The sequence below is a fragment of the Maribacter thermophilus genome (assembly GCF_001020565.1).
Taxonomy (GTDB): domain Bacteria; phylum Bacteroidota; class Bacteroidia; order Flavobacteriales; family Flavobacteriaceae; genus Maribacter; species Maribacter thermophilus.
In genome coordinates, this window is record NZ_LDAS01000001.1 from 3,017,894 (window position 1) to 3,042,568 (window position 24,675).

Consider the following 24,675-nt stretch of genomic DNA (forward strand, 5'->3'; position numbering starts at 1 on the left):
CGAAAAGTCTGAACAGGACACTCCAAAACAAATATTACCCATACTATTGAGGTGTAAAATTTAATGTTGTTATAACATGTTAATGTGTTGTGAAATGATCTTTATGAGCAGTAAATTTTTTTTGACATAGTTCGTTTTTAAGACCAAAAACCATTGTTCAAAATCCTTTTTCAAGGTTTTTTTATTCTTTATATACAAACAAAAAAGTCCAAAAACCGCATATGGTTTTTGGACTTTTATCCTCTATTTCCAATCCTTCAAACTTGGAAAAGAATATTTTAAATATAGTAATTATGTTACTTGCCGCTCATGGTTTGCGACCCTCATAATCCACATCTTATCATCATAGGCATTATTGAGTTTAGAGTAATAGGAAATAAGGGCGTTGCTCCAAGAGTCGTGTCGTTTTAGGTAAACATACCTATAGTTATTTTCTGGGTTGATAAAATAGCTTGCACTAAGCCCATAAGAGTTTAACAGATCCACAAAGCGATTGGCATTTTTAGGGTTGGCAAATACATTTGCAATAATGTAATAACCGGCCCCGATACCTTCTATTCTATAATTTTTGGGTTCAACACCGTTATTGGCCAGGTTATCTTTGGCAATAACGTTTTTACGCAATGTTTCGGTATCGTACTTTGAAGCCTTCTCTTTTAGCTTGTTCACATTATCGGCATATGCTTCATTGGTATAACGGTTCTCCACGTTCATAATCCATGTTTTTCCCGTATAGGCACCGTCCATATTGTTCTTATGGGCCTCAACAGCCTCCTCCCATGTATCGTAACGATCTAGATATACATACTTTAAACCATTGTTGGGATTGTCTATATAATTGGCATTAATTCCTTTAGATTCCAATTGGTTTAAAAACTTGTCCAAGTATTGGGTTCCCTTGTACACATTGGCTACTACATAATAGCCATCTGTAACATCCGGTAAATCCTTAAATTTTCTAGTTGTAATCTTGTCCTGTACTACAGTAGTACTTGGTTTTGATTTTTGAACGTTTCTTTTAGGAGTATTTTGCGCCACAGAAGTGTTGGGAACAGCATCCTTCTTAACCTGATTTTGGTTGCTTACAGCAGTCGCTGTTGCTCCACCGCCATCATTGCTCACATTACGTGTACTGGCCACATCTGTCTGTGGTGTACTGTTGTTGCCACGGAATATCTGTTCCGCTCTTTTTTCAAGGTCTGGGCGTTCTCCCTTGGTTTCGTTACGAACCATTCTCATAACCATATTGAACCTACGTTCCAAATCTGCCTGTCTGTTCATTTCCAAGGAGTCTTGCCTAAACATCAACTCCTCGATAATGGCATCGTTCTCCGCCAATTTTCTTTTTAGCTCCTCAATTTCCTCATTGGTAGTTACATCTTTGGGCTCCAACTCATTTTGTACCAAGTCGTCGGTATCGTCTTCTAGCATCACCCTGTCTTCCGTAAGGTTTGGTGTAAAGGAGTATGCAAAAGAAATCTCATGGGTCAGCCCAAAAGTATCAAAGTTGTTGGACAAGCCTTTTTCCATGGTATACCCCAAAGAAATTCTTTGGTTAAGGTTAAACCCGACACCTGCAGAGGCACCATAAAAACTATCATATCCTGCCTGTACCCAGCCAAGCTTGGGCAAGTCTAGAATTAAACTACCACCAAGGGTTACTTTATCATCCTCACCGTCCATTCTTACACGTGCCAGAGGCATTAATCTACCGGATTCTAAAATGCCAGAAGACTTATTAAACTGATGGGTATATTGTAAGTGGCCGGAATATGTCTTATCGGCAAATTCAGTTAAGGATTCACTTGTCTTTAGATTATAATCAAATAGGTTTTCAGCAAAGACCCCAATATCAAAGTTGCCATATGACAAGTTGAAACCAGGTTGAAACGATAAAAGATTCTGGTCTTGGAACCCTGCTAAGAATGGGTCTTCTTCTACCGTGGTAGCCCTACTTTCGTCAAAACCACTATTGTAGTAAGAAATGTTGGCACCAAAGGTAAAGTTACTTTTATCACTTAATTTTATACCATACGCATAATTCGCCAACACGCCATAATTGCTCAATGCCCCTAATCTTTGCGTATACAAACTTAGTCCCAATCCCGTGCGATCACTAATACGACCACTATAGCTTAAAAAGTAGTTTTGATTGTTATCATCAAATTCTACCGATTGGTTTCTGTGCAATAGATTAATGTATGATTTATCTTCCCTTACGGTCGAAAACGTTGGGTTGATCAAAAACCTATTGTACTTCAGAAGGTTTTGAGATGGTACCTCATAACCAAAATACGGGTTATCGTCCTGAGCTCGTGCTTTTGTAAGCCCAAGTAGAACTAGAACAAAAATGAATAATATACGTTTTTTAGGTAGCATTGTTAATTTTAGCGTATTACTGTGATCGTGCCTTGTTTCAGCACTTCACTGGCGTTCCTTATTTTATAATAGAACACCATGTTTTGTTTGGTAAATGCCGTCGACGATTGCGGCCAATTATTCTTATAATCAAATACATTTAAAATCTCTTCCCCATTCTCGTTATAGATGATAACGTTTACATCCGCTTTGTTAGAATAAGAGTTGGGGATGATCCACTGATCGTTTATCCCATCACCGTTTACAGTGATAACATTGGGCACTTTAAAGGTGTCCAAAATGGATACTTCGAATTGTTTAACTACTTCACAATTATCAATATTTGCAATTAAGGTATAAATTCCTGGTTCTGTCACCGTTGCACTATCAGAAGTGCTTATTTCCACATTATTTGGATCCATCCAACTATAGGCCGTACCACCAGTGGCAACCACCGTTTTGGAAGTGCCTTCCGGTATAATTATTTCCCCGGCAGGATCTAATGTTATCAAGTTTTCATCTAGGGTAGTAACGACTATTTCGTTAGAAACCAAATCACAACCATCCTTATCTAAAACCAATCGGTATGTTCCTGGGCCCGTGGCAATCAATGTTTCATCTGTGGTACTTACAGTACTTCCATCTAGCTGCCATTGAAAACTTTCAGAAGACAGATCAAGAGATGCCGTAATAGAAACTTGATCACTAGCACTACAGTAAACAGTACTGGTACTACTTATAGTAACTGTTTCACTCGTTAATAATTGTACTGTTAAGGTATTAGATGTTTCGTTGTAAGAGTCGATCGATGCATTAACGCTATAATCCCCGTTCTCTGAATTGGAAGCCAAGCTTATTGATTTTCCGTTCTGGCCAGCGATGTCCGTACCGTTCTTTTTCCATTGGTAGGTAAAGGCGTCTATTAGATCGGCTGTTACATCCGTTTTTGTCCCATCGGTAGTAATGGCGTTCACCGTATTTACCTCTAAGACAATATTGGTCGTTTGACAAGCCGTATAACTATCGGCATAATCCAATACTATCTCAAACGAATCGGGCAATACCGCTGTAGTAGTTTCAGAATTTTTACTGGTAACCGCACAGCTACCACCTGTTTGTGATACTTGCGCATAATATTCCCCTTCTTGGGTAATACTAAGTGAATTACTGGTCTCACCGGAAATTTCCACTCCGTTTCTAAACCATTTATAAGTAGGGTTCACGGCAGTTGTGGAAACAGAGAGCACTTGAGATTGTGATGGCAATACCACAACATTCTCCGCATTGTTTCTTGTTACGGTGAAGGCATCCGCATTTGTAATTGTTACGGGTTCGGACCGTTCGGTACAAATACCACTTCCAGATATTTCCACTGCATAATCGCCTTCAAAACCTGTATTTGAAGCATTTATCGTATACGAAGTGGAAGTGGCGCCCGAAATGGCAGTACCATCTTTATACCACTGATAACTCCATGAAGAATCAGTAGTATCAATTGAAAGTGTTTCGGTATCAGTATTACAAAGAGCTGTTTTCGTAGGCGTATTTATAGCAATACCAGAACCGGCACCCCCAATAGTTACGTCCACTATATTAGAATCTGTATTACCAGAACCTGTACAAACGGGTCCATAATCAATAAAGGCGCTGTACATTCCGCTTTCGGAAACCGTTAACGTATGTCCTGTTTCCCCAGAAAGAAGCGTTCCGCTTTTATACCAAATATACTGATAGGTTTCTGGATTCTCTATGTTGTCTACCTGCAAGGTAATCGGATCCATAGAACATACGCTGCCCGGGGGTACCCCGTCTCCAAGTTCACTTATGTTCAAGTTGGAGGTAACGTCCATATAGTACATATTGTATGCATCGGACTCTGCACCTATCTTTTCCGGGTCGGTACTTCTAACGCGCATTTTATATCCATTGCCCCTTGTAGTGGTAGATATAGAAAAGCTAACGTCAAAATCGTTGTTGGTGTTCTTATCGGTAATAGTTGCCAATTCGGTAGGCGAATCAAAATTTCCATCCGCATCCGATAGTTCAAGAATAAACTTGTTACCAGCATTGGCGGTACCCGCCCATGTGATATTTACAAAGTACTCGTTAAAACCAGAATTACCTGCACAAATGGCAGTCCATGGTGAATTACCGGCCAAATTAGGATTATCTGCCGGTTGTGGTGCGTTAATTACAATTGCTTGTGCTGATAGCTGTAGGAAGCCAATCAACATAAAGGTTACGGTTAAGATGTAAGATTTGTAAAAATTTTTCATAGTGATGTGTAGTTTTGGGCCCCTATGTTTATGAATGTTGAAGGTCGATTCATTAAAACCTAGTACTCAAAACAAATATGTCATATATAACGGGGGCACTGAATTTATTGTTGTAGGCAAGTTTAAAAATGTTGTGAAAGTGATTTAATGCAGTGTGAGCACATTTTAATTCAAGGTATTAAGCCAATTTTGCTACTTTTGTAGCTTCAAAAATCAAACTATGAGCGAGACATCGAAGTCTTTAAATTTTATAGAGCAAATTATAGAAGAAGACCTAAGTAACGGGTATTCAAAAAATGATTTGCGTTTTAGGTTTCCGCCAGAACCAAATGGCTATTTGCACATAGGGCATGCAAGTTCCATCTGCTTGAATTTTGGGCTAGGTTTACGTTATGATGCCCCGGTAAACCTTAGGTTCGATGACACCAATCCTGCAAAGGAAGAACAAGAGTTCGTCGATGCGATTAAACAGGATGTAACTTGGTTGGGCTTTAAGTGGGATACCGAACGGTATGCTTCTGACTATTTTCAACAATTATATGATTGGGCCGTACAGCTAATAAAGGATGGCAAGGCCTATGTAGATAGCCAGACTTCAGAAGAAATGGCCGCCCAAAAAGGAACACCGACAGAACCCGGTGTAGATAGTCCCTTTAGAAATAGATCTGTCGAAGAAAACCTATCGCTCTTTGAAGGAATGAAAAATGGTGAATATAAAGAAGGCACCCATGTATTGCGCGCCAAAATAGATATGGCTTCTACCAACATGTTAATGCGTGATCCCATTATGTACCGAATTCTTCATAAAGCACATCACAGAACAAATACCGATTGGTGTATTTATCCGATGTACGACTGGACACACGGTGAAAGTGACTATATAGAACAGGTTTCGCATTCGCTTTGTACGTTAGAATTTTTGCCACATAGAGAATTATATGACTGGTTTTTAGATCAAGTTACCTCACCCGATAAGTTAAGACCTAAACAACGTGAATTCGCTAGAAGAAATTTGAGCCATACCGTTGTAAGCAAGCGAAAACTGGCCCAATTGGTAGAACAAAACATAGTTAATGGATGGGACGACCCACGTATGCCCACCATTTCTGGATTAAGAAGAAGAGGATATACCCCAGAATCTATCCGTAACTTTGTAGATACCATTGGTATCGCTAAAAGGGATAACTTAATAGATGTTTCGCTGTTGGAATTTCATGTACGCGAACACCTAAATAAAATTACCCCAAGGGTTATGGGGGTTTTAGATCCATTAAAGTTGGTCATCACCAATTATCCAGAAGGACAAGAGGAATGGTTAGAGGCCGAGAACAGTCCCGAAGATGAATCTTTGGGTTCTAGACAAGTTCCATTTTCTAAAGAACTGTATATAGAAAAAGCCGATTTTAAGGAAGAAGCGAACAAAAAATTCTTTCGTCTAAAATTAGGGGGAGAAGTCCGGCTTAAGAACGGTTATATTATTAAGGCCGAGAGTTGTACAAAAAATACCGAAGGGGATATTGTTGAGGTTCAGTGTACCTACGACCCCAAAAGTAAGAGTGGAAGCGGCACGCCAGAAAGTCTACGCCGTGTAAAGGGCACCCTACATTGGGTTTCTATAAAACATGCCGTTGCGGCAGAAGTAAGGTTATACGATCGTTTGTTTACCGACGAAAGTCCGGATACCCATAAGGATAAAGACTTTATGGATTTTATTAACCCGGACTCTCTAAAAACGATTACCGGTTATGTAGAGCCGAGTTTAAAAAGTGCCTCTGTTGGTGAGCGTTTCCAGTTTCAGCGTATCGGGTATTTTTGTGTAGACAAGGATTCCTCTTCAGACAAATTGGTTTTCAACAGAACTGTAGGTCTTCGCGATTCTTGGGCCAAGATTCAACAAAAGAATTAAAGCCCTTTTGAACAGCGCTGCCATTGCCATTTTTTGAAATAAACAATATCTATGGGTAAAGCCGTTGTCTATTGTCTTAGTCAATTCTGTTTCGCCTTTTTAAAAGCGTTTTAAGCGCGGTTTTCCAAAGTTAGACCTGTTGGTATATTCTTGTGCTAGAAAAAACCTTGACGGGTGTTTTCTTTCGATTTACACTCATAGACCCTATTTTCAAAACAAAAAGGCTCGCGTTTTAAAAACCGCGAGCCTTCAGGTTGCAATAGTTGAGTGTTTAGAAAATTATCCGTTTAAATTATACCAATTATTCTTTTTTGTCCGTTGTCTTTTTTCCACTCGATTTTTTCATCTGTTCACCGATCATATTGCTGGCCGTAAAAGATGCGACCATATTGTTTAACATATCACTGCCTGCCTGGGGTGAATTAGGCAAAAGTATAAGGTTGGTGTTGGTTTCTTCCCCTATGCTTTGCAGGGTATCATAATGTTGGGTTACCACGATCAGCGCCGAGGCCTCTTGTGAGTTGATGCCAACTTTATTGAGTACTTCCACAGATTCTTCCAATCCACGGGCAATCTCCCTACGTTGATCCGCAATACCTTGCCCTTGTAATCTCTTACTTTCAGCTTCCGCCTTTGCTTTTTCTACAATCAGAATACGTGCCGCATCTCCCTCGAACTGAGCGGCAATTTTTTCTCTCTCAGAAGCATTAATTCTATTCATGGCCGCTTTTACCTGTGCATCGGGGTCGATATCTGTAACAAGGGTCTTAATGATATCAAATCCATAATCGAGCATTGCGTCGTTCAATTCTGCTTTTACTGCCAACGCTATATCGTCTTTCTTTACAAAAACATCGTCCAGCTTCATTTTTGGTACCTCGGCCCTTACCACATCGAATACATATGAGGTAATCTGATCATGCGGATAATCCAATTTGTAAAAAGCGTCATACACTTTTTCTTTAATAACCTTATACTGAACAGATACCTTAAGGCGAACAAAAACATCGTCCAATGTTTTGGTTTCGATTATAACATCCAATTGTTGAATTTTTAAGCTCAACCTCCCGGCGATCCGTTGCACAAAAGGTATTTTAAATTGAAGTCCTGAATGCCTAATACTACTAAACCTACCAAAAGTTTCAATAATCGCAGCTGTTTGTTGCTTTACGATAAAAACAAAGGACAACAGCACCAGTCCTAAAAAGATAAAAATCGGAATCCAAATAAATCCACCCATAATAAAGTATTTAAGTTATTGATTCAATGTACAAAATCGTTTCTATATATGTAGTGTTTCGCCGTTATTTGTTACACCTCCTTAATAAGGCTTTCACCCCACAGTCCATAGGTGTACATTATTTACTTACTTTTAACGAAAAGGCCTTGAAGCATGATAACGTTACAGCTGCCTTTAAAAACACTGGTTTATTCAGCCTTATGTCTTTAAAAACCTTTTGGTATGAAACCTAATGATGAAGCGTTCTATTTAAATCAAGCGGAACCCAATAGAAGTTGTTTGCTTGCTATAAGGTCTATGATTATAAAGATGAATTCTAATATCAGTGAAACAAAAAAATACGGCATGCCCTGCTTTTGTTTCAAGAAAAAGGCCTTTTGCTATCTCTGGATAGACAAAAAAACCAACGAACCTTACATTCTGTTTGTTGATGGCAAACATATAGAACATACAAAGCTAGAAGCAGGAAACAGGTCTAAAATGAAAATTTTTAGACTAGACCCCAATAAAGATTTACCTATGAAAACCCTTGAATCTTTATTTTTCAAGACCATAAGGTTATACACTTCGGGTACTGTTAAATCATAGGTGTGCGATTTAACACTTTCTATATCAGAAAGACAAAAAATTATACCAATTTGTACAAAAGAAAAGTGGTGATCTGAAATTACGGTCAATTACATCGTTTCCATTAATAAAACAGTACTTTAGTATTACAATGGCCGCAACCTTTAATGATGGATAAATTAAACTACATATTTTTGATTTTGGCCCTACTTGCCGAGATCATTGGTACCATTGGAGGTTTCGGGTCTTCCGTGTTTTTTGTGCCCATTGGCAATTTCTATTTCGACTTCCATTATGTCCTAGGGCTAACGGCCTTGTTTCACTTGGCCAGTAATATGAGTAAAATTCTATTGTTCAAAAAAGGGTTGGACAAAAAGCTTTTGGTTAACATAGGGGTTCCTTCGGTAATATTCGTAATTGTAGGAGGCCTCTTAACAAAACTGGTGGACGGCACTTATTTAGAAATTGTTCTCGCCCTGTTCTTGGTTGGCCTAAGCCTTCTTTTTCTGATAAAAAAAGATTTGATAATTGCGCCCAACAAGAAAAATGCCATTACGGGCGGTGCTCTTTCCGGTTTTTCAGCAGGTCTTCTAGGTACCGGAGGAGCCATCCGAGGATTAACAATGGCCGCCTTTAATCTAGAAAAAAGTGTCTTTATTGCCACTTCGGCCTTTATAGATTTCTTTATAGATTTTACACGTACGTTCGTCTACTTCAACAACGGGTATATAACAACGGAGCACCTTATCTACATCCCTTTTCTTTTAGGTATCGGTATTCTTGGTACTTATCTGGGCAAACGAATTTTACACTACATACCACAAGACAAGTTTAAGAAAATATCTTTGGTCCTCATTTTGCTAATAGGCCTTGTAACCCTTATAAATGTATTGGGCAACCTGGATTATTGATTATAGTTCTCCGCTAAAATTTTTCTAAAAATTTATCACTGATTAATTATAGACCTACAGGTATTAAGTAAATGGTTTTCCTATATTTATTCATTTATCTATTGATGTTCATTTTATAAATTTTAAATACTCGAAAAATCTTACCAATGAGAAAACAGCATGGTATTTTTGTGTTGGTTTTTATGGCCATCACCCTTATTTTATCTTCTTGCAAATCAACATCTAACATTCGGTCATCCGTTACCTCCATTAATTCTGAAACTACCTTACAAAAACCTTATGTTATCTTAATTTCTTTGGATGGCTTCCGTTGGGATTATGTAGACCGGTTTAATCCTCCTTTTTTAAGTAACTTTATAAAAACCGGGGTAAAGGCCGAGTCTCTGATACCTTCTTTTCCTTCAAAAACTTTTCCCAACCATTATACTATTGCCACTGGTATGTATCCAGAAAACCATGGTCTTATCTCAAATACCTTCTATAGCCATAAAAAGAAGCAGATGTATAGGATCCGAGACCGTAAAATGGTGGAAGATGGTGAGTTTTATGGTGGAACCCCTATTTGGGTGCAAGCCTCACGTGCCGGAATGGTCACTGCCAGCTACTTCTTTGTTGGAACAGAAGCCAACATACAGGGTATAAAACCTACCTATTACCGAAAGTATGACGGAAGCATAAAAAACGAAGCCCGTGTACAACAGGCATTGAAATGGTTGGATCTACCGCCAAAAGAAAGACCCCACCTGATTACGCTCTATTTCTCTGACATGGACGATACCGGACACCGTTTTGGCCCCAATGCCGATGAAAAACTCAAAGAAACACTTATGACACTGGACAAAAACCTCAGTGACCTTTATAATGGGGTAAATGCCACAGGGCTTCCCGTGAACATATTGATAGTCTCTGACCACGGTATGGCCAATGTGAATAAGGACCATTATATTGCCGTTGAAGACATTAAAAACGATGACCTCTATACTACCATAGACAACGGGGCCATTGTGTTTATACTTCCCAAGGATAAAAGCCAAACAAATGAAATCGTTGCTTCCTTAAAACAAAAAGAAAACCATTTTAAGGTATATAAAACAGAAGAGACCCCTGGTTTCGAATATACACCGAAAAACGAGGACTGGGGTTCTATTCAGGTTATTCCCGATTTCGGCTATTATTTTTCTTCGAAAGAAGCTATCGCAGCTAAGAAGAAAAAACCTCAAACTTCTTATGGTGTACATGGGTACGATCCAACATATAAAGAAATGCACGGTATTTTTTATGCCAATGGCCCTGCTTTTAAAAACGGTCATACCATTCCGCCCACCAAGAACATTCATATTTATCCTTTGATATGCGAAATATTAGACCTGGACTTACCTGCCGACGTCGATGGTAATTTAAGGGCCGTACAAGGCGTTCTAAAGGATAAATAAAAAGAACAGCTACAACTTGACGCTATTAGCGAAAAAATGCATTGTGCACAAAGAATAGGCCGTTTAGGGGGCGGGGAAGATACAACACACAACCCGCCATAAAGACGCCTAAAACCGCTTAAAAGAAAATTTATAGCTTTTATGAATAAACGCCATTTTAGCCTAGAGCTAAAATGGCGTTTTTAATTCGATTTACACTCTCTTCCTTACCGATCATGCTTATGATATCGAAAATATGCGGCCCCTTCATGTCGCCGACCAAAACTAATCTTAATGGAGGCATTACCTTGCCAAAAGACAGTTCTTGTTCAGATATCCACTCTTTAACGATGGTTTCTACGTTTTCAGAAGAAAAATCAGAAATCGGCTCCAGTACATTTACCAAATCTTGCATGATCTGCGAAGTGCCTTCTTTCCATTGCTTTTTGGCGGCCTTTTCGTTGTACTCCTTTGGTGCAATAAAGAAATAATCGCTTAAATTCCAGAAATCAGCTATAAATGTGGCGCGTTCTTTTACGAGGCCCACAACCTTTTTAACGTAGTCCTCTGAAATAAAATCTATTCCCTTGTTTTTTAACTCTTGTATAAAGGAAGTTGCCAATGTACCATCTTCCTTTTGATGCATGTATTGTTGATTATACCATTTGGTCTTATCTGGGTCGAATCTAGCTCCCGATTTGTTCACCCGTTCAAGAGAAAAGCTTTCTATCAATTCTTGCATAGAAAAAATCTCTTGTTCGGTTCCAGGGTTCCATCCCAAAAGAGCCAAAAAGTTAACAACCGCCTCAGGAAAATATCCTGCTTCCCTATATCCTTCAGATTCTTTCCACGATAGCGGAAAAACAGGAAACCCTCCTTTTTCACCATCTCTCTTGCTCAGTTTTCCCTTTCCAACAGGTTTCATTATCAGTGGTAGGTGGGCAAATGCTGGTGCTTCCCAACCAAAAGCATCATATAGCTCTTTGTGCAGGGCCAATGAAGGCAACCACTCTTCACCACGAATTACATGTGTGATTTCCATAAGGTGGTCATCTACAATGTTGGCCAAGTGGTAAGTGGGCATACCATCACTTTTGAACAAGACTTTATCATCCAAAATATTGGTGTCAATTTCTATATCGCCCCTCACAATATCTTTCAGGTGTAACTTTTCGTCCGGTGGCGTTAAGAATCTAATTACATAGTCGTCTCCCGAATCCAATCTTTTTTTCAGGTCTTCGGGGCTCATCGACAAAGAATTGTCCAACTTTAATCGGTTGTGCCAATTATATATAAACGTTTTACCCTTGGCCTCATGGTCTTTTCTGTGATAATCTAAACGCTCGGAAGTATCAAAAGCATAATAGGCTTTTCCTTTTGCCACAAGCTCTTCGGCATATTTTCTGTACAGATCTTTGCGTTCGCTTTGTCTGTAAGGGCCATATTTTCCTTGATCAGCGGTAGCTGCGGATGCGGACGGACCTTCATCACATCTAATTCCGCACCAATTAAGAGCCTCGATAATGTATTCTTCCGCACCTTCTACAAACCTATTTTGGTCTGTATCCTCTATTCGAAGAATAAAATCCCCGCCATTTTTTTTGGCAAATAGATAATTAAAAAGAGCGGTTCTGACCCCTCCTATATGCAATGGCCCAGTAGGACTGGGCGCAAACCTAACACGAACTTTTTTTGTCATGCCGCAAAGGTATAAAAAGCACTGTATGCTAAAAAGATTGACGAAAAGTATTAAAGATAAATTTTATTTCGTCTATCGTTCTATAATGGACGAGGGGTGGCCTAAAATACCGTTTTAACAGTTTTTTCTGATCGAAAAATCGAATTACTGTTATCTTGGTATAAAAAACACAATTTGCAGTCTTACAACAACATATTAGAAAAACTCAACGAGTTTATCCGAAAGCATTATACCCAAGAACTTGTAAAGGGAATTATTTTATTTGTAGCATTGGGCCTTTTGTTTTTTTTAATTGTCTTGGCTATAGAATACACTCTTTGGCTAAATTCAACCGGAAGGTTGATGCTGTTATTGTTCTTTGTGGGGGTGGAGCTATTTCTACTTTTTAAATATATTTTAACCCCGCTGTTCTATCTATTTAAATTTAAAAAGGGGATTTCTACCAAAGATGCTGCCTTAATGATAGGCAAGCATTTTCCCGAAGTGGGGGATAAACTATATAATCTTTTAGATCTTGCCGACAGTACTACCAAATCAGAATTGTTACTGGCCAGTATAGACCAGCGTTCGCAGCAATTAAAAACCATTCCGTTTAGCAATGCCATTACTTTTAAAGATGCCTATAAATATTTAAAATACACGATAATACCCATATTGGTCATAGGAGTTTTGTGGATTTCGGGAAATTGGTCCTCTTTTTTTGGTTCTTACGAAAGAGTGGTCAATTTTGATATGGCCTATGAGCCGCCGGCCCCTTTTCAATTTAAATTGTTAGCATCCGATTTAAAGGTTATCGAAAGCGAACCTTTTACTTTTAAAGTCTCTACCACTGGCAATATACGCCCAGAAAACGTCTATGTTGTATTGGACGACAAGGAAATATTGCTACAAGAAGAAAATGGAATCTATCAATATACCCTTTCGCCACCTATACACTCCACTACATTTAGATTCAAGGGCAACGAGGTATGGTCTAGAGAATACTCATTAACCTCGCTAAAAGCACCGGCAATTACCAACTTTAATCTTGTATTAGAGTATCCGAAGTATCTAAACAAACCATCTGAAACATTAAAAAGTACGGGTAACGCCATAATACCAGAAGGCACAAAGGTTACGTGGCGTATTAGGGGAGAAGACACCGAAGAAATTAATTTAATAAGTAAAGATACAAGCTTGCTGTTTTCTAAAAATGAAAATGAATTTGAACTTTCAAAAAGAATATACTCTAATTTAAGATATCAACTGACCACGTCTAATGCAGAGATAAGAGCTTATGAAAAACTAGACTATTCTTTTCAGATTATAAAAGACGCATACCCAACGGTAAAGGTTGTACAGGTCATAGATACCCTAAACCCCAATGTCTCTTACTATTCGGGTGAAGCAGCCGATGACTATGGATTACAAAAAATAGATTTGGTATATTATAGCAACGACAATTCGGATGATAAAAAAGTGGTTAACCTCATTTCGCCAAAAGAAAGTTTTAGCCGCTTTTATTATACGTTTCCCTCTGGATTAAACCTTGAAGAGAACAAACAATATTCCTTTTACTTCTTAGTAACCGATAACGATGACATACACAAAGGAAAATCGGTTAAAAGTCAAGTATTTAACCATCAAATATTAGACGATAACAAACTGAAAAACAATGATTTACGACAACAACAGACCTTAATAAAGAATTTTGATAAATCGTTGGAAAAAGCGGCTCAGCAAAGAGAGGCTCTTAAAGAAATAAATGAACTGCAAAAAGAAAAAAGCACACTAAACTATAACGATAAAAACCAAGTAAAGGACTTTCTTAAAAAACAGGAACAGCAAGAAGAACTGATGCAAAAGTTCAGTAAAGAATTAAAAGAAAATCTTGAAAAAAACGATACCGATAACCAGCTGAACAAATTACTTCAAGAGCGCCTTGAGAGACAAGAGATAGAAGCAAAGAAAAACCAAAAACTGATAGAAGAGCTTAACAAAATAGCAGAGAAAATAAACAAGGAAGAGCTAAGTCAACGATTAGAGGAGCTCGGTAAAAAACAACAAAATTCACAAAGAAGCCTGGAACAATTGGTAGAACTGACCAAACGGTATTATGTAACAGAAAAGGCATCACAACTAGCCACTGAATTAGAAAAACTTTCTGAAAAACAAGAAAAACTGTCCGAAGAAAATATGGGCGAAAACAATTCAGAAAAAGCGCAGGAAAAGTTGAACGAAGAATTTAAGGAAATAAGCAACAAACTGGATGAGCTTAAAAAAGACAATAAAGAACTCAAGAAACCTATAGAACTTAAGATTGACAATAACAAAAAACAAGGTATAGAAGAAGATCAAGAAAAGGCAACAGAAGAACTTAAAAACTATCAAAATTCGGCCAAGCAACAGAGTCAACAAGAAATGGAGAAATCTGCTTCACAGACAAAGAAAAGTCAGAAATCAGCCGCGGACAAAATGAAAAAAATGAGTGAAGAACTCAGTGAAAGTTCTGCAGGAGCAAGTGGAGGTTCATCCGTTGCGGAAGATGCAGAAATGTTACGACAAATTCTAGACAACCTAATAATCTTCTCGTTCAAACAAGAAAACTTATATGACATACTAAGTGAACAGGAAAGGGGAGAAATATCAAAATATTCTGAAACCGTAAGAAACCAGCAAGAATTAAGAGGATTATTTGAGCACGTAGATGATAGCTTGTTTGCTTTGTCTTTACGACAGGCAGAAATATCAGAATTTGTAAACGAACAAATTACCGAGGTATATTATAACATAGACAAATCATTGGAAAGTTTGGCCGACGGTCAAATGTACCAAGGTATATCATATCAGAAATATGTATTGACCGCCTCTAACAGTCTGGCGGATTTCTTGGCAAACGTTTTGGAAAATATGCAACAAAGCATGCAAATGGGAAAAGGGAAAGGAGATGGCCAACAAGGATTTCAACTGCCCGATATTATAAAACAACAAGAATCTATAGGTGAAAAAATGGGCCAAAAAGGAAGTGAAGGAAAACAAGGAAACGAAGGCGAGAAGGGAGAAGGAAAAGCTGGCCAAGGAGAAAAAGGAGAAGGGAAAGGTAATCAAGGTAAGCAATCTCAAAAAGGAAATACCGGAAAAAATGGAGAAGGTCAAAATGGGGAAGGAAAAAACGGCAAACAAGAAACAAACAATAAAAATGGAAGCAGTGGTGGAGAAGGCGGCATGACAGAATCTGAATTGCAAGAAATTTATGAAATCTATCAAGAACAACAACGTATACGACAAGAACTCGAAAAGCAATTGAAAAACATGCTCAATGAAGGTGATCGTAAATTGGGAGAGAAGTTAGCGAAACAAATGGAGGATTTTCAAAATGATTTATTAGAAAATGGTATAACCCAACGCACTATCAACAAAGCCAACAATATACAATACGAACTGCTTAAGCTAGAAAATGCCGCTTTAAAACAAGGCAGAAAGCAAGAAAGGGAAAGTAATACCAACAAAAAAGACTTTAGTAACCCCATAATTACTAAACCCTCATTATTAGAGAATTATCGAAATGAGGTAGAAATTTTAAATAGACAAGCCTTACCTTTGCGCCAAAATTTCCAAAACAAGGTAAAAGCGTATTTTAAAGGCAATGATTGATTTTCATTATGAAACTGATTTTTCACTATCAGAAAGGGATAAGTACAGCAGCTGGATAAACTCAATTTGCAAAAGCGAAGAATACAGTTCGGGTGAACTTAATTACATTTTTTGCGATGATGCATATTTATTGAACATCAACCAGCAATATCTTCAACACGATACTTATACCGACATTATTACTTTTGACTATACAAGCGGAAAAGTTCTATCTGGAGACATTTATATATCTGTTGAAAGAGTAAAAGAAAACAGTATCCGCTTTAATGTATCTTTTGAGAACGAATTGCTGCGGGTAATGGCCCATGGTATTCTTCACTTAATGGGATACAAGGACAAGAAAAAAGAGGATATTAAAGAAATGCGTAAAAAAGAAGAAGAAAAAATAAATATGTTCCACGTGGAACACAAGTAAGTTATGTTCGAAGAAATTTATGATGTTATAGTAGTAGGTGGTGGTCATGCAGGTGCAGAAGCAGCCGCAGCCGCAGCTAATATGGGCTCCAAAACTTTATTGGTTACCATGAATTTGCAAACCATTGGGCAAATGTCTTGTAACCCTGCAATGGGCGGTATTGCAAAAGGTCAAATAGTAAGGGAGATAGATGCACTGGGTGGTTACAGCGGTATTATTACCGATAAGTCGGCCATACAATTTAAAATGCTAAACAAATCTAAAGGACCGGCCATGTGGAGTCCAAGGGCCCAAAGTGATCGCATGCGCTTTGCTGAAGAATGGCGATTGGCTTTGGAAAGAACTCCGAATGTAGACTTCTATCAAGAAATGGTATCTGGACTACTGATAGAAAAAGATACGGTAGTAGGGGTAAAGACATCCCTTGGAGTAAACATCAAAGGCAGGTCTGTTGTACTAACTAACGGAACTTTCTTAAACGGTTTAATACATATTGGTGAAAAACAATTTGGAGGAGGAAGAGCAGGAGAAAAAGCTGCAACAGGAATAACCGAACAATTAACAAGTTTGGGTTTTGATAGCGGAAGAATGAAAACCGGTACACCACCAAGGGTAGATGGAAGATCACTAGATTACTCTAAGATGATCGTTCAGCCAGGTGATGACAAACCTTATAAATTCTCATATACAAACACTCCTATTTTAAAAGAACAAAGAGACTGTCATATGACCCATACCAGTGCACTGGTACATGATATACTACGAGAAGGTTTTGATAGATCTCCAATGTTCAATGGAAGAATAAAAAGTATAGGGCCAAGATATTGCCCATCTATTGAAGATAAGATCAACAGGTTCGCCGATAAAGATTCACATCAAATGTTTATTGAACCAGAAGGATGGAATACTGTTGAAGTGTACGTCAATGGATTCTCCACCTCATTACCAGAAGACATACAATTTAAGGCACTAAGGTCTGTAGTAGGTTTTGAGAATGTGAAGTTCTTTAGGCCTGGTTATGCTATAGAGTATGACTACTTTCCCCCAACACAATTAAAACACACCTTAGAAACAAAACTCATTAACAACCTTTATTTTGCCGGACAAATAAATGGCACCACCGGTTATGAAGAAGCCGCTTCTCAAGGATTGATGGCAGGTATAAACGCTCATTTAAAAATAAACGAAAAAGAACCCTTTACCCTTGCAAGAGATGAAGCCTACATAGGTGTATTAATAGATGATTTAATTACAAAAGGAACAGAAGAGCCATATAGAATGTTCACCTCAAGGGCAGAATATAGAACACTGCTAAGACAAGATAATGCCGATTTAAGATTAACCCCTAAGGGTTTTGAAATAGGTTTAGCAAAAAAAGAAAGAATGCAACGTATGGAAGAAAAATTGTCCAAATCAAGTGCCTTCGTAAATTTCTTTAAAGAAACCAGTGTATTACCAGATGAGATAAACCCCATATTAGAATCCGTTAATTCATCACTGATAAAACAATCGGATAAAATGTTCAAACTATTTTCCAGACCTAAAGTAACCATGGAACACATGCTAACTTTAGAAAAAGTTAACCACTATGCAAACGAGCATAATCTAGATAACGAGGTATTGGAACAAACAGAAGTGCAGGTCAAATATTCTGGATATATCGCAAAAGAAAAACTAAATGCAGATAAATTACAAAGACTGGAGGCCGTAAAAATTCCGGAAAACTTTGACTATACCAAATTAAAATCACTCTCCTTTGAGGCGCGAGAAAAACTAACAGCAATACAACCTGTTACCATTTCACAAGCCTCAAGAATTAGTGGCGTAACACCAAGCGATATCAGTGTTCTATTAGTTTACTTAGGTAGATAAAAATATTGTTCCACGTGGAACAATTATAAAAAAGCCCTAATAAATTTCACATCTAAAATGAGTCTATATCTTAAAACAAAAGATTATTTTAATACTCAACAAGAGTTTGACCTGTTATATAACAAGGAGTACGATATGCTATCAACGCATCCTATTCCCGATAATTTAGATATCTATTATAACAGCGAAGAATATGTTTCGCACTCTGATCAGAAGAAAACTATTATAGATAAAATCTATCAAATAGTTAAGAGATATAGTTTAAATAAAAAGGTTGACCTACTGAATATATATAAAAAAGAGTCGAATAAACTATTGGATATCGGTGCAGGAACCGGAGATTTTCTTTTATCGGCACAATCAAAAGGGTGGGAGATAACCGGAATAGAACCTAACGACCTTGCTAGAAAAAATGCTGCACTTAAAGGTATAAATCTTCAATCCGACATATCTAAAATAGACAATACATACGACGCCATAACACTATGGCATGTTTTGGAACATCTACCGAACCTGCACCAGCAGATAAAAAAAATAATTTCATTACTAGATAATAATGGTACTTTGATTATTGCTGTACCCAATTACAAATCGTACGATGCAAAAAAATATGGACCGTATTGGGCTGCCTATGACGTACCACGTCATCTTCATCATTTTTCCAAAACCTCTATATCTAAAATTTTTGAAAAGCACAATATGTCGGTCATTGACATTAAACCCATGATATTCGATTCATTTTACGTATCTCTGCTTTCCGAAAAATACAAACATAACTCTTCAAAATATTTTAACGCATTTATTACAGGTTTTACGTCTAACATAAAAGCAAAACACTCTGGTGAATATTCTTCCTTAATTTATGTGTTAAAAAGGATAAAAAATTAATTTAAAGCCTTTACAGGGGCTTTTTAAGGATGTATAATAGAAATACTAGTAAAAATTTTAAAACACTCTTAAATACCATTAAATAGAATCTAGTTTAATCATTTATATTGATATTAAATGTAAAAAGAATAAATAATATTGATATAATTGATTTTATCTAAAAATAATAACGGTCACATAAATATGTGATTAAGAAAAGCTTTGTTACTTTTGCCCAACTTTTAACACCATTAAGATGAAAAAAATAATCCTTGGTTTGACAATTTTAACAATGAGTGCTTGTCAACAAGAAAAAATTGGTTTTGTAGACAATGTTAAACTTATGGATGAATATCAAGAAAAAATTGATGTTGAATCCAAATTCAAAGTTAAAGCGGAAGCCTTGACCAAAAAAAGAGATAGTATTTCACAAGCCTTTCAAATGGAAGCACAAGCTTTTCAAGAAAGAGCGCAAAAGATGTCGCAATCAAAAGCACAACAAGAATATGCCGCTTTTCAACAAAGAGGGCAGCAAATTGGGCAACAACTACAAATGGAAGACCAACAACTACAATTGGCCGGACAAACAGAAATGGACAGTGTTGTTTCTAAAGTTAAAAAAGAAATTGAAGCCTACGGAAAATCCAATGGTTATAGCTACATCTTAGGTGGTGGAGACGGTGGTAGTGTTCTTTACGGCAAAGATGCCAATGATCTAACAGATGAAATTATAAAGGTTCTGAACGAAAAATATAAAAACTAATCGTAGAACCATCTTCAGTATACAATTAAAAAAGGCCGGTATTCCCGGCCTTTTTTAATTTACTGTGCCATATGTTCTATTTGATTTTCAATATTAAATTTATCCTTAGGTAAAAAACCTTTAACTATTAGAACTATACCGCTAATTATCAATATTATGGAAATGACCTTTTTTATTAAACTAATTCTGGTATTGGTCAATTTTCTCTTAAGCTGTTTAGCCAACAAAATCTTAAAAATATCGGTAACGAAATAAGCCAATATCATAGAGGTAAAAAATACCCTAATCCTATATGGTTCGTTCTCTAGGGTAGGACCTACTATTATAATGACACCAAGCCAAAAAACAAGTACACCAATGTTAATAAAATTCAACAAAAAACCTTTAAAAAAAAGACTTATATAATCTCCCTTTTTAGACTTAATGGGTACTTCGGAAGATTGTTTTACCCCTTGTTTAAAAAAAACGGTAATACCATATATCAAAAGAATAACACCGCCAAAAACATAAAGACCAGGTTGGTTACTTAAGTTCTCAAGTAATTGATAACTACTAAAATAAGCTAAGGTTATAAACAATACATCGGCGACTATAACCCCCAAATCAAAAACTATTGCCGCCCTAAACCCCTTTATGGCACTGGTTTCAAGTAGTACAAAAAAAACAGGCCCAATCATAAAACTTAATAAAAAGCCTAATGGAATTGCCGCCTGTATATCTTCTATCATCTAATTCTACATTCTTTTAATACTACCCCCAAACACGGTTTTCTCCTCCAATTTAGGAGGATTGCCGTACACTATAACCTCGCCACCGGCCTTTACCGCTGCTTTTACGTAATCGCTCGCATAAATTTCAGCCCTAGAACCAGCATTTACATTCACAGTGGAAAACTTAGTCTTAAAGTCTTTTCCTTCATAAACACCCCCGGTATTGATCTGAACATCTTGTAGGTTAGATATGCCAGAAGCCTTAATAACACCACCCGATACAGATTTAATAAGCATCTGCTCTACCTCCGCAGATACCATAATTTCACCGCCCTCTTGCGCCTTTAACTCAAGAACATCCTGCACTATAACGCCTTCGGAAGTAATTCTGGCATCCTCATTAACATCTATAACCTTTATATCATCTGTGTAGTACACATCTACAAAGGTCTTATATCCACTGAATATCTTTACTATCTGCATTCTAATTTTAAGAACGCCATCGTTATTAACAATAGCCACCTTATCTACATTTTCACCTTTGATAACCGCTTTATTTTCTGTAGACCTAATAAGATTGATCGATAATCCATCGAAACCTTTTAGTTCAACAAATTTTTCTAGCTTTTGGGTAATCTCTGTATCTTGAGCCTCTATCGTCTGCCCTAATACAAGGAATAACAATAATAGAATATGCTTCATCTATCTAATTTATAGGTTTAATTTGTTTAAAACCCTGATTTTACTACCCCTATTTATCAAAATACGTTCCAAAAAAAATTACTCTCTTTTACCGATCAAAGAGAAATCTAAATGACGCTTTATTAAATCGGTGTTTTTAACCATAACAACAACCTCGTCACCTAATTGATATGTTTTTTTTGTACGTTCACCTACAATGGCATATTGTTTCTCATCAAAGATATAATAATCTCCTTTTATATCTCGGGTACGTACCATACCCTCACATTTGTTCTCAATAATCTCTACATAAATTCCCCATTCGGTTACTCCGCTTATAACCCCGACAAATTCTTCATCTTGATGATCCTGCATAAACTTGATCTGCATATATTTAATTGAATCACGTTCGGCATTGGCCGCCAATCCTTCCATATCGGAAGAATGCTTGCATTTTTCTTCAAACTTATCAGCCTTTACAGAATTTCCTCCATTCAAATAATGCTGTAAAAGTCTATGGACCATCACATCTGGATATCTTCTAATAGGCGAAGTAAAATGTGTATAGTAATCAAAGGCCAATCCATAATGACCAATATTATCTACAGTATAAATGGCCTTGTTCATACTTCTAATAGCTAAAGTATCTACCAAATTCTGTTCTTTTTGACCCTTTACGTCTTCTAAAAGCTTATTCAAAGACGCACTGATACTTCTTTTATCCTTAAAATCCAATTTATGACCAAATCTAGAAACGATACCGTTCAATGCCATCAGCTTATCCTCATCCGGATCGTCATGTACCCTATAAACAAAAGTCTTTTTAGGTTTTTGTTTGCCAATAAATTCAGCTACTTTTCTATTGGCCAACAACATAAATTCCTCAATCAGTTTATTGGCATCTTTAGCTTCTTTGAAATAGACACCTACAGGTTCGTTATTATCGTTCAGGTTAAAACGTACTTCTACCTTATCAAACGAAATAGCACCCTGCTTCATGCGTTTTTCACGCATGATCTTTGCCAGCCTATCCATTGTTAGAGTGGCTTCAACTACCTGTTCATCAACTGTATATGCATCTTCTCTTATAGAGACCTCTTTAGGTATATTGCCCTTACCAGTTTCTATAATATATTGTGCTTCTTCGTAGGCAAAACGCTCATTAGAGTTAATTACGGTTCTACCAAACCATTGGTTACGTATTATAGCGTTATCGTCTATTTCGAACACTGCAGAAAAAGTATATTTTTCTTCATTGGGCCTTAAAGAACAGGCATTGTTTGAAAGTACTTCGGGTAACATAGGTACTACCCTATCTACCAAATATACAGAGGTGGCCCGATCATAGGCTTCATCATCAAGTATCGTATTTTCTTGCAGATAATGCGAGACATCCGCAATATGAATACCTATTTCATAATTACCGTTCTCAAGGATGGAAAAAGATAGTGCATCGTCAAAATCTTTGGCATCTTTAGGGTCTATGGTGAATGTTAGAACATCTCTCATATCCCTTCGTTTTCTTATTTCCTCTTCTTTAATACTCGTATCCAAACTATCGGCAAAACGCTGCACCTCTACAGGAAACTCATATGGCAAACCATACTCGGCCAAGATAGAATGTATTTCTGTATCATGCTCTCCAGGTTTTCCAAGCACTTCTGTAATTTTGCCATAAGGTGAATCTACCCCATCGGGCCATTCCAATAATTCTACTATTACCTTATCTCCATCTTTGGCTCCCTTTAATTTGTCTTGTGAAACAAAAATATCGGTATACATTCTAAAATCGGTAGGTCTCACAAAGGCGAAGCTCTTTTGCATGTCCACAATACCAACGAAAGTGGACTTAAACCTTTCTATAACTTCAACAATATCACCTTCTAATTTTTTGCTTCCCCTTTTTGGGTGCACAAATACCTTGACCTTATCTTTGTGGAAGGCTTTATTTAACTTGTTATAAGGCACGAACACATCACTGTCCATACCATCTATAATAATATAGGCGTTACCTTTTCCTGTTATATCTACGACCCCTTCATGGTAGGTTTTAGTGTCTTCTAATACCTTATAATTGCCCCTATCAACTTCTTGTATGCGCTTTTTCTCCTTTAATTGGGTCAATCTTTTAATTAGGGTATTTCTATCCTGCGCATCGGTTATACCAATTTTGGCAGCTATTTGTTTATAATTAAAACTTTTATTGGGTTCTTTCTCTAGTACAGTGAATATACCTTTGGTAATCTCGTTTCTTTTATGGTTTTTCGTCTTCTTGTTTCTCTTGGACATTCAATCTTAATTTATTGGAAAATTACGAATTATAATTTAGTGCTAGGGTTAGAATCATGCACTATTACATTTACTACCAAGGTTATCAACATATATAATATAATACTGTTTCTTTTTTTAAAATTTAAAAATAAAATGATGATTATGATTGTTTGTTAATATCTGGTAAAACTAATTTTAAGTTTACTTGCTTTTATTAGATACTAATAGTTATTGACATAGTATTAGCACAAAATTTAGATGATAATCAGAAGATTAAAAAAGTTATCAATAAAGGTTGATAACCTATTTCAACATGTATTTTTTGATAAGTAAAAGTAAAATTAATGTTAACTAACTATTGATATTCCTTTACAATAAACTAATTAGTTCTAATATCATTTTTAGCTAATTATAAAATTTGGTCGTAGAAGAATTATAAACTGTACTTGCAAATTTTTAAATACTTTTTTGTCAACATTTTTTCAGACATTTATAGGCAGTATTTGTACCACTAATAAACAATCAATATAACCAAGTATTAAATTAATGTTGTGAACCGTTCGTTTTTTGTTGTGAACATTGGTATATCGTACCTTTGCTTGTATATGTAAACATTTGAAAATGCTTACTATAAATGGTTTACCCTAAAGAAATATATAATGAAAATAGCTATTGGAAACGATCATGCCGGAACCGAATATAAACTTGCAATAATAGGCCTTCTTAAATCAAAGAACATTGAAATTGTTAATTATGGTACGGATGGTACCGATAGTGTGGATTATCCAGATTTTGTACATCCGGTCGCACAAGATGTAGAAGATGGTAAAGTGGACTATGGCATTATTATATGTGGCAGTGGTAACGGGGCCTCTATGACTGCCAATAAACACCAAAAAGTAAGGGCTGCCCTGTGTTGGACCAAAGAGATAGTAGCGTTGGCCAGAGAACATAACGATGCCAATATTCTTAGCTTACCGGCAAGGTATATTTCTTTACCACAAGCACTGGACATGGTCGATACTTTCTTAAATACTGATTTTGAAGGCGGTAGGCACGAAAGACGTATAGAAAAAATACCTTGTAAATAGTAT

General features: G+C 36.9%; 17 protein-coding genes. 10 read left to right on the plus strand and 7 right to left on the minus strand.

What is annotated here, in order from left to right; translation table 11 throughout:
• Positions 1 to 291: 291 nt before the first annotated feature.
• A complete protein-coding gene (locus tag AB657_RS12980) occupies positions 292 to 2,379 on the minus strand; it encodes a PorP/SprF family type IX secretion system membrane protein (RefSeq protein WP_047246877.1) in 2,088 nt (695 codons plus the stop codon).
• A gap of 8 nt (positions 2,380 to 2,387) precedes the next feature.
• Positions 2,388 to 4,634: a T9SS type B sorting domain-containing protein gene (locus tag AB657_RS12985; RefSeq protein ID WP_047246878.1), complete on the minus strand. Its 2,247-nt coding sequence runs from the start codon at positions 4,632 to 4,634 to the stop codon at positions 2,388 to 2,390.
• 220 nt (positions 4,635 to 4,854) lie between these two features.
• Here AB657_RS12985 and AB657_RS12990 point away from each other — a divergent pair, with 220 nt between their 5' ends.
• Positions 4,855 to 6,540: a glutamine--tRNA ligase/YqeY domain fusion protein gene (locus AB657_RS12990; RefSeq protein ID WP_047246879.1), complete on the plus strand. Its 1,686-nt coding sequence runs from the start codon at positions 4,855 to 4,857 to the stop codon at positions 6,538 to 6,540.
• Positions 6,541 to 6,841: 301 nt separating this feature from the next.
• Here AB657_RS12990 and AB657_RS12995 read toward each other — a convergent pair whose 3' ends face one another.
• Positions 6,842 to 7,780 (minus strand): SPFH domain-containing protein, encoded by a 939-nt coding sequence (locus AB657_RS12995; protein ID WP_047246880.1) that lies wholly within the window; start codon positions 7,778 to 7,780, stop codon positions 6,842 to 6,844.
• Between the two features lie 222 nt (positions 7,781 to 8,002).
• On the opposite strand from AB657_RS12995, the gene AB657_RS13005 reads away from it, so the two are divergent.
• The 3 genes from AB657_RS13005 to AB657_RS13015 all read left to right on the plus strand — a co-directional run bounded on the left by AB657_RS13005 (position 8,003) and on the right by AB657_RS13015 (position 10,691).
• The gene (locus tag AB657_RS13005) at positions 8,003 to 8,368 is read left to right on the plus strand and encodes a DUF1801 domain-containing protein (protein WP_047246882.1); all 366 of its coding nucleotides are present in this window, start codon (positions 8,003 to 8,005) and stop codon (positions 8,366 to 8,368) included.
• A gap of 146 nt (positions 8,369 to 8,514) precedes the next feature.
• Entirely contained in the window at positions 8,515 to 9,258 is a 744-nt protein-coding gene (locus tag AB657_RS13010; RefSeq protein WP_047246883.1) for a sulfite exporter TauE/SafE family protein, read from the plus strand.
• A gap of 146 nt (positions 9,259 to 9,404) precedes the next feature.
• The gene (locus AB657_RS13015; protein ID WP_047246884.1) at positions 9,405 to 10,691 is read left to right on the plus strand and encodes an alkaline phosphatase family protein; all 1,287 of its coding nucleotides are present in this window, start codon (positions 9,405 to 9,407) and stop codon (positions 10,689 to 10,691) included.
• Positions 10,692 to 10,848: 157 nt separating this feature from the next.
• Here the strand turns inward: AB657_RS13015 and gltX are convergent, their stop codons facing one another.
• Positions 10,849 to 12,369, minus strand: a complete 1,521-nt coding sequence (gene gltX, locus AB657_RS13020; protein ID WP_047246885.1) for a glutamate--tRNA ligase — start codon at positions 12,367 to 12,369, stop codon at positions 10,849 to 10,851.
• A gap of 174 nt (positions 12,370 to 12,543) precedes the next feature.
• Between gltX and AB657_RS13025 the strand changes: the two genes are divergently transcribed.
• The 5 genes from AB657_RS13025 to AB657_RS13045 all read left to right on the plus strand — a co-directional run bounded on the left by AB657_RS13025 (position 12,544) and on the right by AB657_RS13045 (position 19,919).
• A complete protein-coding gene (locus AB657_RS13025; protein ID WP_047246886.1) occupies positions 12,544 to 16,002 on the plus strand; it encodes a DUF4175 family protein in 3,459 nt (1,152 codons plus the stop codon).
• The gene (ybeY, locus tag AB657_RS13030; RefSeq protein WP_047246887.1) at positions 15,995 to 16,417 is read left to right on the plus strand and encodes an rRNA maturation RNase YbeY; all 423 of its coding nucleotides are present in this window, start codon (positions 15,995 to 15,997) and stop codon (positions 16,415 to 16,417) included. Before AB657_RS13025 ends, ybeY begins: the two co-directional genes overlap by 8 nt.
• A gap of 3 nt (positions 16,418 to 16,420) precedes the next feature.
• On the plus strand, positions 16,421 to 18,289 hold the full coding sequence (gene mnmG, locus AB657_RS13035) for a tRNA uridine-5-carboxymethylaminomethyl(34) synthesis enzyme MnmG (RefSeq protein ID WP_047246888.1): 1,869 nt from the start codon (positions 16,421 to 16,423) through the stop codon (positions 18,287 to 18,289).
• Positions 18,290 to 18,346: 57 nt separating this feature from the next.
• Positions 18,347 to 19,177, plus strand: coding sequence for a class I SAM-dependent methyltransferase (locus AB657_RS13040; RefSeq protein WP_047246889.1), 831 nt, complete (start codon positions 18,347 to 18,349; stop codon positions 19,175 to 19,177).
• A gap of 235 nt (positions 19,178 to 19,412) precedes the next feature.
• Entirely contained in the window at positions 19,413 to 19,919 is a 507-nt protein-coding gene (locus AB657_RS13045; protein ID WP_047246890.1) for an OmpH family outer membrane protein, read from the plus strand.
• A 59-nt stretch (positions 19,920 to 19,978) separates the two neighbouring features.
• Here the strand turns inward: AB657_RS13045 and AB657_RS13050 are convergent, their stop codons facing one another.
• The 3 genes from AB657_RS13050 to rnr form a co-directional block, all read right to left on the minus strand.
• Positions 19,979 to 20,647 carry a LysE family translocator gene (locus AB657_RS13050; RefSeq protein WP_047246891.1) on the minus strand — a complete coding sequence of 223 codons (669 nt, stop codon included), beginning with the start codon at positions 20,645 to 20,647 and terminating at the stop codon, positions 19,979 to 19,981.
• A gap of 6 nt (positions 20,648 to 20,653) precedes the next feature.
• On the minus strand, positions 20,654 to 21,331 hold the full coding sequence (locus AB657_RS13055; protein WP_047246892.1) for a head GIN domain-containing protein: 678 nt from the start codon (positions 21,329 to 21,331) through the stop codon (positions 20,654 to 20,656).
• Positions 21,332 to 21,409: 78 nt separating this feature from the next.
• Positions 21,410 to 23,599, minus strand: a complete 2,190-nt coding sequence (gene rnr / locus AB657_RS13060) for a ribonuclease R (protein ID WP_047246893.1) — start codon at positions 23,597 to 23,599, stop codon at positions 21,410 to 21,412.
• A gap of 641 nt (positions 23,600 to 24,240) precedes the next feature.
• Between rnr and rpiB the strand changes: the two genes are divergently transcribed.
• Entirely contained in the window at positions 24,241 to 24,672 is a 432-nt protein-coding gene (gene rpiB / locus AB657_RS13065) for a ribose 5-phosphate isomerase B (protein ID WP_047246894.1), read from the plus strand.
• The last annotated feature ends 3 nt before the right edge of the window (positions 24,673 to 24,675 follow it).

Bases quoted from the DNA above. Each gene is read 5' to 3' on its own strand.
- AB657_RS13010 (WP_047246883.1), top strand. From the start codon at position 8,515: ATGATGGATAAATTAAACTACATATTTTTGATTTTGGCCCTACTTGCC.
- AB657_RS13055 (WP_047246892.1), bottom strand. From the start codon at position 21,331: ATGAAGCATATTCTATTATTGTTATTCCTTGTATTAGGGCAGACGATA.
- AB657_RS13040 (WP_047246889.1), top strand. From the start codon at position 18,347: ATGAGTCTATATCTTAAAACAAAAGATTATTTTAATACTCAACAAGAG.
- AB657_RS13050 (WP_047246891.1), bottom strand. From the start codon at position 20,647: ATGATAGAAGATATACAGGCGGCAATTCCATTAGGCTTTTTATTAAGT.
- rpiB (WP_047246894.1), top strand. From the start codon at position 24,241: ATGAAAATAGCTATTGGAAACGATCATGCCGGAACCGAATATAAACTT.
- AB657_RS12980 (WP_047246877.1), bottom strand. From the start codon at position 2,379: ATGCTACCTAAAAAACGTATATTATTCATTTTTGTTCTAGTTCTACTT.
- AB657_RS12985 (WP_047246878.1), bottom strand. From the start codon at position 4,634: ATGAAAAATTTTTACAAATCTTACATCTTAACCGTAACCTTTATGTTG.
- AB657_RS13045 (WP_047246890.1), top strand. From the start codon at position 19,413: ATGAAAAAAATAATCCTTGGTTTGACAATTTTAACAATGAGTGCTTGT.
- rnr (WP_047246893.1), bottom strand. From the start codon at position 23,599: ATGTCCAAGAGAAACAAGAAGACGAAAAACCATAAAAGAAACGAGATT.
- AB657_RS12995 (WP_047246880.1), bottom strand. From the start codon at position 7,780: ATGGGTGGATTTATTTGGATTCCGATTTTTATCTTTTTAGGACTGGTG.
- AB657_RS13015 (WP_047246884.1), top strand. From the start codon at position 9,405: ATGAGAAAACAGCATGGTATTTTTGTGTTGGTTTTTATGGCCATCACC.
- mnmG (WP_047246888.1), top strand. From the start codon at position 16,421: ATGTTCGAAGAAATTTATGATGTTATAGTAGTAGGTGGTGGTCATGCA.
- AB657_RS12990 (WP_047246879.1), top strand. From the start codon at position 4,855: ATGAGCGAGACATCGAAGTCTTTAAATTTTATAGAGCAAATTATAGAA.
- gltX (WP_047246885.1), bottom strand. From the start codon at position 12,369: ATGACAAAAAAAGTTCGTGTTAGGTTTGCGCCCAGTCCTACTGGGCCA.
- ybeY (WP_047246887.1), top strand. From the start codon at position 15,995: ATGATTGATTTTCATTATGAAACTGATTTTTCACTATCAGAAAGGGAT.
- AB657_RS13005 (WP_047246882.1), top strand. From the start codon at position 8,003: ATGAAACCTAATGATGAAGCGTTCTATTTAAATCAAGCGGAACCCAAT.